Below are 12,031 nucleotides of genomic sequence, written 5' to 3' on the forward strand. Positions count from 1 at the left end.
AAATTATAAAGTGTTCTACACTGAACTAAAGAAAAGAGGAATCCCTTATGTCTAGAAAACCACGTCGTCACTTCACCGATGATTTCAAAAAACAAATCGTTGACCTTTACCAAGCAGGGAAAAAGCGTAGTGAGCTCATCAGAGAATATGAGCTAACCCCTTCAACCTTCGATAAGTGGGTGAAACAATCCAAAACAACTGGATCGTTTAAGACCGTTGATAACCTTACTGCTGAACAGCGCGAGCTGATTGCCCTCAGAAAACGAAACAAAGAGCTTGAAATGCAGGTTGACATCTTAAAGCAAGCAGCGGTGATTATGGCGCAAAAAGGGAAGTAATCACCGCTAATAAAGATAAATACAAAATTGTAGACATGTGCCGTTGCTTAAATATCCCGCGTTCTAGCTATTATTACAAAGCCGTTGAACCTGTATCTGAAGCAGAGATTGAAGGAAAGGTTAGAAACATTTTCTCTGAAAGCAAGTCCAGATACGGGGCTAGGAAAATCAAGAAATGCCTGGAAGCTGAAGGCATCTGCTTGTCTCTCCGACGGATTCGGCGCATCATGAAGCGCCTAAATTTGGTCTCTGTTTACCAGAAAGCTGTCTTCAAGCCTCGTTCTAAAGGAAGAACGAAGCTCCCATTCCTAATCTCTTAGATCGACAATTCGACCAACACAAGCCTTTAGAAGCCCTTGTCACGGACTTGACCTATGTTCGTATAGACCAGCGTTGGGCTTACGTTTGCCTCATCATCGACCTCTTTAATCGAGAAATCATTGGCCTGTCAGTCGGTTGGCAGAAGACCGCAGATCTGGTAAAGCAAGCAATTCAGAGTATCCCTTATGCTTTAACCAAGGTCAATCTTTTTCATTCTGACCGTGGCAAGGAGTTCGATAATCAGCTGATTGATGAGATGCTAGTGGCCTTTGGTATCACCCGTTCTCTTAGTCAAGCTGGTTGCCCTTATGACAATGCCGTGGCTGAAAGCACCTACCGTGCTTTCAAGATTGAGTTTGTTTATCAAGAACAATTTTCAACACTGGAAGAACTGGCCATCAAGACAAGAGACTATGTCCACTGGTGGAACCATCATCGTATTCACGGTAGTCTCAATTACCAAACTCCCATAGCTAAGCGAGGTATCGCTTAAGAAAAACACTTTATAAGACTGTACAGAAAACTGTTGCCTTTTCAGACTTTTTGGAGAGAAGCTAACAGATCAATCAAGAACTGATTTACTATTACGTATTGGAGTTCAAAATGATGGTAATCTATATGAAAATCTATCTGTTGAAGAGAATTTAGCTTTATGGGGTGAAATATATGGTCTAGGTCAAGGAACTATAAAAAAACGAATAGACGATTTAAAGAAGATGTTCCATTTAGAAGAGTATATTGACATGACTGTAGGCAATCTCAGTAAAGGGAATAGGCAGAAAGTGATGCTAGCTAGAGCTATGTTTCATAGTCCAGATGTTTTGATTTTAGATGAACCGACAACTGGACTAGATCCTGCTGCAATTGATGAGTTTTATCAGTTCATTAAGAAATTAAAGAAAGATGGTGTTACAATTATCATGTCCACCCATTATTTATATGGTATGGATGGTGTTGTCGATAGTATAGGTATTATATTTGAAGGAACTTTACTTATCAGTGATGAGGTTGATAAGCTACGTCGTCAAGAAAATAAAGTCCATTTTAAAGGTAAATTTAATCCTAAAGATATTAAAGAGTTGACTTCGTATGGTGAACTATTTGGGAATCTTAATGATGAATTTACTATCTCAGTTGATAACAATGATAAGATAGCTTACATTGTCAAAACATTAGTTCTAAAAGGAAATGATATTTATGATGTTTACAAAGTGACTGAGACAGTGAAAGAAATATACTTTAGAATTATTGGAGGACACAGTCATGGATAGACATCGATTGAAGGTCATGATAACAAAGGAGTATAAAGAATTAGTTAGGGATAGGGGATTACTGATTTCCCTGCTTACCCTGCCAATTGTCTTTAGCATTGTATTACCAGTGTTATTATTAGTATTGGGTACTAGTCAGGAAGTATCGACTAGCATAGCTGGTTTAAATAGCTTCATTGAACAATTCAAGATTATAGATTATCCAAATTATCTTACAACGGAAAACTTACCTCTTTATGCTGTCTTTACTTACTTTTTTTTACCGTTATTCATGCTTCTCCCCATTATGATTTCGACAGTATTAGCTAGTAGTAGCTTTATTGGAGAGAAAGAGCACAAAACTTTGGAGGGGTTGTTATACACGCCACTGTCTCCTAGAATACTTGTTTTAGGAAAAGCATTAGGTTGTGCGGTACCTGCAGTTACGCTATCCACTGTTTCTGTTGTAGTTTATACATTGGTTGTTAATACTGTAGGTTGGGGATATTTTGGGCATATCATATTACCTAATGTAACATGGTTATTAGTTACAATTTTGATCTCTCCACTTCTTGTTTTATTATCAATATTGTTAGTGATTGGAAGTTCACAATATTTGAAGAACAGTAAGTCAGCTCAGGGAGTATCTATGATAATTGTAGCACCGATCTTTGGTATGTTGATTTCTCAATCCACAGGGGTATTAATTTTAGGAATCTTTGAAACAATAGTTTTCATCATAGCTTTAATATTATTAGTTCTTGTTGTTTTTTTTGTTGTTATGAAACTATTCAATTTTGAGAAATTTATTCTAAACAATTGATTGTTTAATAAACAAAGGAGGTAAATATGGAAGCATTAGCTATTATTAATACAGAGTTACTACCAGAAGAATGTATAAAAAACAAATAAGATATTGATATTTTAGGGACAAGTGTAACCAGTGGTGTAGTTGATGTCATCAGACCTAACTTTGATCCTAAAAATCCTCAAAATGATGATTTCGTTTTAATTCATGTAGATGCTTTTTCTTGTAATTATCGTGATAAGGCATTAATAGTCAAATCAGCAATAAATATGAAGAATAAAGGAACTTCAGCAAAACCAGTCAGTTTTTTTGGTTCAGATTTTGTTGGAACAATTACTGAAGTCGGTGCAGGGGTAACAGATCTGAAAATCGGAACGAGAGTAATCCCAAATTGCTATTATCCATATAGAGAATATGAAGGAGTAGCAACAGGTGTTGTTACAAATGAGGCTTCAAAAGGATGGTTGAAACTCCATAAATCTAAAGTATTAGCGATTCCAGATGATATGAATGATTACGTGGCAGCATCATTTTCAATTGGAGCACAGACTTCTTCAAGTATGATTCGGAGATGTAATATCAAGAATAGCGATAAGATACTTGTTACGAGCTCTCGATCTAATACTTCTATGTTTATCATTAAATCACTATTGACAGATGGGTATGATGTCACAGCTCTTACGACAACGGATTGGTCCATAGAAGAATTAGACTTTGTGTCTCCAGCGAAGGTTATTAAAATTGAACGAGGTTTAAAAAGTTGGGAAGAATTAAATTTAGGAAAATTTGATGTTATTTTTGACCCATTCTATGATTTAAATTTACTGAATTGTATTCCTCATCTTAATTTTAATGGTAGATACATTACTTGTGGATTTAAAAATCAGCACAGCTCTTTTGAAGAAAAAACTGATGATATCCGTTCAAACAAATTCAATTTATTGATGCTTCAAGCAATGATTAATAATCTTTATATTATTGGGAATTGTATTGGGACAACTGAAGATTTGCGTCTAGCAATTAGTAACTATAATCCCAATAATGCTCCTATTCAGATTGATAAAATTGTGGATATATATCACGGCGCTGAATTTTTAGATTCTACATATAATATGCGAAGTAGATTTGGAAAAGTAGTAATGACATATAAAAAGTGAGCTTTAACCACTTAATTATAGAGATAATAGCGTTTAAAATACTGAAATTAAACTTTAATAATCTAGCAAAAAATAAAATCACAAAGTCGATAATTTGTATAAAATAGCTTATTAACTTATCATAAAAACAGTAAGGCGACGTTAATTGTAGTCTTGCTCTTTTTATGATAGTAACCGCCCAATACACTTTGTTGTTGGGCGGTTACAAAGCTATGGTCAAATTGCTTGAAATATGCTATACTTTTCCTTATCTAATGAGGAAATGAGAAAGTGCAATGAGTGGTAAATTAATTGTATTTAAAGTGGGGACGAGTTCCCTCACGCAAGAAAATGGTAGTTTAGACCGTATCAAAATTGCGCGGATTACTAATCAATTGGCCCAGCTTCATCAAAAAGGATACCAGTTGGTTTTGGTGACTTCAGGATCCATTGCAGCTGGTTTTCGTCGTTTAGGTTTTGACAAGCGACCAACCAAAATTGCAGAAAAGCAGGCAAGTGCTGCGGTTGGCCAAGGGCTATTGATTGAAGAGTACACGCAAAACCTGATGAAAGACGGGATTGTATCAGCCCAAGTTCTCTTAACACAGGAGGATTTTGCAGATGCTAGGCGCTATCAGAATGCTTCACAGGCCTTGCAAGTTCTTCTACATCAGAAGGCCATTCCGATTATCAATGAGAATGATACGATTGCTATTGAAGAAATCAAGGTTGGAGATAATGACACCTTATCTGCTCAGGTTGCTTCCCTTTTAAAAGCGGATTTGCTGGTTCTCTTAACGGATGTGGATGGTCTTTATACTGCCAATCCCAATACAGATCCGAACGCACGCCATTTGGCTGAAGTTGCAGAAATTAGCGAAGACTTATTTGCTATGGCAGCAGGGGCAGGGTCAACAAATGGTACAGGTGGCATGACGACAAAATTACAGGCGGCGCAAATTGCCACTAAGTCAGGAGTACCCGTCTTTATTTGCTCATCAAAAGAGGATACAGCTCTTATTCAAGCTGTCACTCAATCTAATAAAGGAACCCTTTTCTTGGCAGATCATGAAGCACTCAACCAACGCAAACAATGGCTAGCCTTTTATGCAAGAACAGATGCTTCGGTAGAGATTGATACAGGTGCAGCAGAGGCCATGCTACTGCAAGGACGGAGCTTACTGCTTGCAGGAATTAAGGCGGTAGAAGGGACCTTTCAGTCAGGTGATATTGTATCTGTCTACCATCAAGATACCCACCGAATCATTGGAAAAGGTCGCGTAAAACTTTCCTCGAAAGAATTAGAGCAAAAATTAGCGACGAAAAGGGCGGAGGGAATCTTTATTCACCGCAATGATTGGGTTAGTTTATAGAAAGGATAAAACAGAATATGACGACAACGCAAGCTTTGTTAGACAGCCTGTTAGCGCATAAGTCTGCTATCAATTTGGCTAGTACAGATCAAAAAAATGCAGCCCTTCAAGCGATGGCTACCCAATTGGAAAGCAATAGTGAGCAGATTTTAGTAGCAAATGCCCGTGATATGGAACAAGCACAAGGAACAATCGCACCTGTCATGCAGGATCGCCTACTCTTGACAGCAGAACGTGTACAGGCCATGGCAGACGGTATTCGAGCCCTCATTGACCTTCCAGATCCTGTTGGTTTGGTTCTGGATCAGTACCAGGCAGTAAATGGACTTGAAATTCAGAAAAAAGCGGTTCCTTTCGGCCTCATCGGAATGATTTATGAAAGTAGACCCAATGTGACCTCGGATGCAGCTGCGCTTGCCATTAAAAGTGGAAATGCCGTCATTCTTCGTGGTGGAAAGGAAGCCTTTCATTCGAATCAAGCGATTGTCGGCGCCTTAAAGGCTGGTCTTGAGCAGGCAGGAATTGCCCCAGAAGTGATTGAATTGGTGCAGGACACAAGTCGTCGATCAGCTCAAGAACTGATGACAGCTAAGGGGAAGATTGACTTGCTAGTACCAAGAGGTGGAGCCGGCTTGATTCAAGCAGTTGTCGAGCAAGCGACAGTACCTGTGATTGAAACAGGAACGGGGATTTGTCATGTTTATGTGGATCAAAAGGCAGATATTCAAAAGGCTCTGTCCATTGTCAGCAATGCTAAAATAAGTCGCCCGTCTGTCTGTAATGCGGCAGAAGTGTTGCTGGTCCATGCAGATCTTGCAGCCTCCTTCTTACCATTATTAGAAGAAAGACTAGCTGGTCAGGTAGAGTTGCGGGCAGATGAGCGAGCTATTACATATTTAAAACAAGCTCATCCAGCAGGAGACAATGACTTTGATACAGAATTTTTAGACTATATCCTAGCAGTAAAAGTAGTAGATGATGTGGTAGCAGCAACAAGACACATTGCAGCTCATTCGACAGGTCATAGTGAAGCAATTGTAACAGAAGAGGAAGCAACGGCAACCTATTTCACTCAAGTAGTGGATTCAGCAGCTGTCTATGTCAATGCCTCTACTCGTTTTACAGATGGCGGTGAATTTGGTCTAGGCTGCGAATTAGGAATTTCAACGCAAAAAATGCACGCACGTGGTCCAATGGGCTTGCGTGAGATGACGACCTACAAGTATATTATTACTGGTACAGGTCAGGTACGATAGAAAGGGCTATTTATGAAAGTTGGATTTATTGGCTTGGGCAATATGGGATCAGCTCTTGCGCTTGCAGTTTCAAAGTTGGCAGATGTAGAACTCCTTCTTAGTGATCATCACCAAGAGCAAGCAGAGGCCTTACAGGAGCAACTAGGTGGACGTATTCTTTCGAATTTTCAAATGGCTCAGGAAGCGGATGTTCTCTTTTTAGGGGTAAAACCCTATCTATTGCCTTCCCTACTGGATAGTTTGAAGGAAGCGATTCAGGAAAATACCTCTGCGGTTTGGATTTCCATGGCAGCAGGCGTTAACTTAGAACAACTAGCGCAGTATTTGCCGATTAGTCAAGTGGTTCGAATCATGCCTAATACTCCTGTTGCAATCGGTCAAGGAATGACAACCTATGCGCTATATAATCCAGATTTGGCTACGATGACTGAGTATCTCTTATCCCAATCAGGTCAAGTCAAGCGAGTGGATGAACAATTGATAGATGCTGCAACAGCTCTTGCAGGATGTGGACCAGCGTTTGTCTATCAATGGATTGAAGCCATGATGGATGCTGGAGTAGCACATGGATTGAGTGCAGATGATGCTAAATATCTAGCAGCTCAGACCCTAGTAGGTTCTGCGCAAATGGTCTTAACCAGTAGCAAACATCCAGCCCAATTACGCCAAGAAGTCACCTCGCCAGGAGGCTCAACCATTGCAGGAGTCATCAGATTAGAAAAAGAAGGCTTCCGCTACACCCTTATGTCAGCCATAAAAGCAGCCATAAAACGGACGAAAGAATTGGGACTAAAATAATCCAGTGGATTATTTTAGCCCGAGCCTAGAAATTCAAAAGCGAGGTTAATCCAGTGGATTATTTTAGCCCGAGCCTAGAAATTCAAAAGCGAGGTTAATCCAGTGGATTATTTTAGCCCGAGCCCAGAAATTCAAAAGCGAGGTTAATCCAGTGGATTATTTTAGAATGTAGACAAACCTCACAATTCAGAAAAACATTACAATGATATTTCATTTTCTGTAGTTTTAAGGTTAGAAAACTTGCGAGCGTAGCGAGCACAATACCGCACCTCCTCCGTGCTAAAAGTGACAGAAAACGGTATTAAATGAAGGTTTTCTGTCACTCGGCATCTTCGAGACCTTAGACTCGAAGATGAATCATGGAATTCCGAAGGAAGTCGCTGATGTCCGAAAGCACATGAGGATGGTGGCAATAAAAAGACTTTTTCTTCAAGCTGAAATAATCCAGTGGATTATTTTAGCCCGAGCCTAGAATCTCGAGAGCTAGATAAGCTAAAACGGGAGTGGGACTCAATCGTGATTTCGAAGAAATCGATTTTGTCAATTTCGCTTTCAAATTTTTAAGCTCAGGTATCAATCGTCACTCCCTTGGCTATTGATATAAGTCAAACTGTTAAAGCTATAAAAAAGCGAGGCTGGGCACTTTTGTCCCAGCCTCGTTTTATAGTGGATTGAAAAAGGAATAGGACAAGGCAAGAAGCTGCAGATAGAACTGGCATTAATTGAGGATTACTCCATAATCTCTATTAACAGTTCACTGGACTATTGAAGCAAAGTGACTGAACGATGTCCTAACCTTTATTCAATTCACTATAGCTTATCTGTTATTCAACTGATTGGTTTTATCCTTAATCCATTGACTAATATTGGAAAAGGTCTTGGTATCTTCCACCTTTCCTTTTTGCTGCTGAAGAAAGTCTGTAAAGCTTTGTTGGATGCCTTCTTCTTGGACCTTTTTTTGCAGTTGTTGCCATTTGTCCATGAGATTTTGCGATGTTTTGGCATAGGCCAACTCTAAAATTTCCTCTTTGGATTTGTAATTTCGATAAAAAGCATTGCGTGATACACCAGCCTTTTTGACTAATTCGGAAATAGAAATGTGCTTCAGCTCCTTTTTTTCCAATAAAAATAGCAGAGCTGTCTCAATAGATTCACGGGTTAATTGGTTGATTTCGGTATTTGATTGCGAAAGATTTTTTAACGACTTAGGGGAAATCATTCGTTTTTTCATGGGTTTCCTTTACTCATATCAATCGATTTTTTAACGGTATGCCAGTTGCAATGGGAAGAAGCATTGGGGCTGTTACAGCCGAAAGAAAATGCTTTCACTTCGTATTGTTTCATGATATAATTGTAAAGTAAGATAGTTTGCTTGTCAAATAAAAATCTCAGCCTTACTACTAATAGAATGGAAATACATTTATGGCTAAATGGAAAATTGTTGCGGACTCAGGATGTGATTACAAAGAATTACCGAATCTTGCACCAGATACGCAATTTGAGATTATTCCCTTTACAGTTCGTGTTGAAAATCAAAGTTTTCTTGATGACAAAGACTTGGACATTGACCAGATGATGGAAGTGATGTCTGCCTCATCAGAAGCAGCAGGTTCTGCCTGTCCTAGCCCACAAGCCTATGAAGCAGCTTACCAAGGGGCAGACAATATCATCGTCCTAACCTTGACAGGTTCCTTGTCTGGTAGTTACAATAGTGCTCGAGTTGCTAAAGAAATGTTTTTAGAAGAACATCCTTCAGCCAATATTCATTTGATTGATAGCCTTTCTGCGGGGGGAGAAATGGATTTATTGGTTGGAGAAATCAATCGTCTGATTGCTAAAGGACTAGAGTTTGGAGAGTTGGTTTCCGCTATTGTTGATTATCAAAAGCGTACGAAATTACTCTTTGTTCTTGCTAAGGTGAATAATTTGGTTAAAAACGGGCGCTTGAGCAAGTTAGTTGGTGCAGTTGTTGGATTGCTTAATATCCGTATGGTAGGGGAAGCAAGTAGCGAAGGCAAATTGGAATTGCTTCAAAAAGCGCGTGGACACAAAAAATCAGTTACAACAGCATTTGAAGAATTGCTAAAAGCAGGCTATAAGGGTGGTCGGATTGTGATTGCCCACCGCAACAATGAAAAATTCTGCCAGCAATTTGCTGAATTGGTGCGCAATATGTATCCGGAAGCCTTGATTGAAGCCCTTCCAACTTCAGGACTGTGTAGCTTTTATGCAGAAGAAAATGGTTTGTTAATGGGCTATGAAATTTAATGATGAGATGAATAAGGCAGTAACTTCGGTTGAATGCCTTTTTCTACTCTTAGATATGCTAAAGATTTTGCTCCTCTCAGTGTGTTTCAGTTTACTATTGAGTAAACTAGCCTATTTTTAGTGTTTAATGAGTAGATAGATGATGGAAAATGGGGAGGTCAATGAAGAAATCAGCTAGTATCTTCTTAGTCCTGGTCCTTTTGCTAGGCTTTGTTGGATATGTACAGTTTCAGCCAAAAGCTCCTCCCAAGGAGAATCAGCTGATTAAGACGCAGTTGAGGGGAGGGGAAGGAATGGAAGCAAGAATCAACTGGTCCAAAGCTAGTCAAGATGCGCAGACCTATCAGATTCGTTTTGAACAGGTGCGTGCTGCTGTTACGAATGGTGCCAAGTGTTACGATGTCCGCTCTTTTATCGAATACCAGCTCGGTCATGTTGACATCGCAGAACCTCTTCCTTTATCGACTCTAGAAAAGCAGGAATTTCCAAGTCTTATCCATGATGTGCCTATTTATCTTTATGGTTCGGATGGTGTGTCTTCGGCTCAAGCAGCTAGATCTTTGCGTGACCAAGGATTTCGATATGTTTATGATCTTGGCGGCCTTGAACAGATCAAGGTGATTGGCGCTAGATTAAAGGAATGGTGGGAATAAATCAAAGAAAGAGGTGAGAATGTGATAACATTTAAGACTATTGATGAAGAAAACTTTCAAGCCTGTATTGACTTGACAGGTGGTGTAGAGAAAGAGCAGAATGATTTTGTCGATTCTGTCCTCTATTCCCTAGCAGAAGCATGGGTCTATCGAGATAGTATGGAGGCCTTTGCGATTTATCAAGAGGAGCAAATTATTGGCTTTGTATCTATGTATGTTGGAGAAGAGAATCCGCAAATCATTAATTTTTTAATTGATATCGCCTTTCAAGGCAGGGGGTATGGGACTCAGGCGGCAAGCCGTTGCACAGAGTATTTGCAAGAAATGTATCGGGCAAAGCGTATTTCGTTACCTGTTCGCATTCAGAATGAAGAAGCCCAAAGGTTCTGGGCGAAACAAGGATTTTCATTCTCGGATACGGTTGAATAAGACTATATGTTTATGCGTCGGTATGAGTAATGAGCTTACAGGATAACAAAATATAATCAATTGATTACTTTTTGATAAAATCATTATCGTCAACATTGTGTGCTTCAAGCAAAAATCAGCTAGGTATAGAATCTAGCTGATTTTTTCTAACTCTTCTATCATCTGATGCAAGTCTGTTGGAAACGTTTGGCTATAAGATAGTTGGAGATAGTCATAGGACTGACCTGTGATGAGCTGGGTATTGACTAGGCCATGTTTGAGACGGGCGCTGATTTTTTCTTTCGGAAGCTGAACGGTCAGTATGTCTTGGGTAAGATGATGAGGATAAGTGAGATGATAGCGGGATAAGCGTTCACGCATTTCTTGCTCATGTGCCTGCTTTAACTGATAGAGGTGGCGTGTATTGCGAGCAAACATACCATTATCAATATAAAGCGAGAGAGCCTTTTGCATGATGAGGTTGGTGTCATAATCAATCAAACTCTTGTGCTGTAAAAAACGAGACCGTAGATAATGAGGAAGTACAATCCCCCTAGACGCAAAGCCGGAAAGAGGGTAGGAGTAAAGGATTTGATGTAGATGACACGATCATGCGTATCCAGATAATGGAGTGGCAAGGTCTTTGCAGCATCGAAGTCCGCCAGATAATCATCCTCAATGACATAGACATCATATTGGTCTGCTAATTGCACAATTGCCTCTTGAATGGTACGAGTATAGGTTGTCCCCAAGGGATTGTGGAGACGGGGAATAGTATAGAAATACTTAATTTTTCCGCTTTTAAAAATGGTCTCTAGTTGAGTAAGGTCAATTCCATTTAAGGTGCGCTCAATCGTTTGATAGGGGAGTTTCTGCTCATCTAATAGGGTTTTCATCCGATAGTAAGTCGGCTCTTCAATCAGGATTTCCTGTTTGCCTGAAGACAGCTGCATTTGTGTTAGGATGTAGAGGGCTTGTTGGCTACCTGCTGTAATGACCAGTTGGTCTTTTTTACAATAAACATGGTAGTCCATAAGGAGCTGGTAGAGCGAGTCAATCAATTCTTCCAACCCTTCCTGCTGATGATAGTAATTAAAAAGATACTTTTCCCTTCCGACTAGGCTTTCATGGACGCAGGTTCGAAAATCATCGTAGGGTAGTTGCAAAAAATCCTCTGGATTCAGCGAGAGGGTCGTGTCTTGAAAATCTTGGTCTTCTAAGATGTAATAGCCACTTTTTTCTACTGCATAAATCCGATTTTGGTATTTCAACTCCAACATGGCCTTTTGAACAGTGTCTTTACTACACTGGTATTGTTCACTGAGTTTGCGAATGGAAGGTAGTTTTTGCCCTCTTTTAAAACGGTGTTCTTCAATGCCTGTGATAATATCCTGAATAATTGTTTGGTATTTAGTCGTCATA

The 12,031-nt window shown here is 39.5% G+C and carries 9 protein-coding genes and 3 pseudogenes; 10 read left to right on the top strand and 2 right to left on the bottom strand.

The features are described 5' to 3' along the window. Window positions 1-47 precede the first annotated feature (47 nt). From A4H00_RS07645 to proC, 7 genes and pseudogenes are all read left to right on the top strand, one after another. Window positions 48-1,152, top strand: a pseudogene (locus A4H00_RS07645) (IS3 family transposase). A 43-nt stretch (window positions 1,153-1,195) separates the two neighbouring features. Continuing rightward, a pseudogene (locus A4H00_RS07650) lies at window positions 1,196-1,930 on the top strand (ABC transporter ATP-binding protein); the annotation flags it as partial. Beyond that, complete coding sequence (locus tag A4H00_RS07655) at window positions 1,923-2,732, top strand: ABC transporter permease subunit (RefSeq protein WP_067088920.1); 810 nt, start codon at window positions 1,923-1,925, stop codon at window positions 2,730-2,732. The pseudogene A4H00_RS07650 and the gene A4H00_RS07655, both read left to right, overlap by 8 nt. Before the next feature lie 188 nt (window positions 2,733-2,920). After that, on the top strand, window positions 2,921-3,874 hold the full coding sequence (locus A4H00_RS07660) for an alcohol dehydrogenase catalytic domain-containing protein (RefSeq protein ID WP_257721996.1): 954 nt from the start codon (window positions 2,921-2,923) through the stop codon (window positions 3,872-3,874). 275 nt (window positions 3,875-4,149) lie between these two features. Beyond that, window positions 4,150-5,226: a glutamate 5-kinase gene (gene proB, locus A4H00_RS07665; RefSeq protein ID WP_067088923.1), complete on the top strand. Its 1,077-nt coding sequence runs from the start codon at window positions 4,150-4,152 to the stop codon at window positions 5,224-5,226. Between the two features lie 17 nt (window positions 5,227-5,243). Continuing rightward, the gene (locus tag A4H00_RS07670) at window positions 5,244-6,482 is read left to right on the top strand and encodes a glutamate-5-semialdehyde dehydrogenase (RefSeq protein WP_067088926.1); all 1,239 of its coding nucleotides are present in this window, start codon (window positions 5,244-5,246) and stop codon (window positions 6,480-6,482) included. Between the two features lie 12 nt (window positions 6,483-6,494). After that, window positions 6,495-7,280, top strand: coding sequence for a pyrroline-5-carboxylate reductase (gene proC / locus A4H00_RS07675; RefSeq protein ID WP_067088930.1), 786 nt, complete (start codon window positions 6,495-6,497; stop codon window positions 7,278-7,280). 817 nt (window positions 7,281-8,097) lie between these two features. On the opposite strand, the gene A4H00_RS07680 is transcribed toward proC, so the two are convergent. After that, entirely contained in the window at window positions 8,098-8,511 is a 414-nt protein-coding gene (locus A4H00_RS07680) for a TetR/AcrR family transcriptional regulator (protein WP_067088934.1), read from the bottom strand. A gap of 191 nt (window positions 8,512-8,702) precedes the next feature. Here A4H00_RS07680 and A4H00_RS07685 point away from each other — a divergent pair, with 191 nt between their 5' ends. The 3 genes from A4H00_RS07685 to A4H00_RS07695 all read left to right on the top strand — a co-directional run bounded on the left by A4H00_RS07685 (window position 8,703) and on the right by A4H00_RS07695 (window position 10,630). After that, complete coding sequence (locus A4H00_RS07685) at window positions 8,703-9,548, top strand: DegV family protein (RefSeq protein ID WP_067088938.1); 846 nt, start codon at window positions 8,703-8,705, stop codon at window positions 9,546-9,548. A gap of 161 nt (window positions 9,549-9,709) precedes the next feature. Next, window positions 9,710-10,201, top strand: a complete 492-nt coding sequence (locus tag A4H00_RS07690) for a rhodanese-like domain-containing protein (protein ID WP_067088941.1) — start codon at window positions 9,710-9,712, stop codon at window positions 10,199-10,201. Window positions 10,202-10,222: 21 nt separating this feature from the next. Then, complete coding sequence (locus tag A4H00_RS07695) at window positions 10,223-10,630, top strand: GNAT family N-acetyltransferase (protein WP_067088946.1); 408 nt, start codon at window positions 10,223-10,225, stop codon at window positions 10,628-10,630. Between the two features lie 132 nt (window positions 10,631-10,762). Here the strand turns inward: A4H00_RS07695 and A4H00_RS07700 are convergent. Continuing rightward, window positions 10,763-12,030 (bottom strand): annotated as a pseudogene (locus A4H00_RS07700) (aminotransferase-like domain-containing protein). Window position 12,031 lies beyond the last annotated feature (1 nt).

Source organism: Streptococcus marmotae, from assembly GCF_001623565.1.
Classification (GTDB): Bacteria; Bacillota; Bacilli; order Lactobacillales; family Streptococcaceae; genus Streptococcus; species Streptococcus marmotae.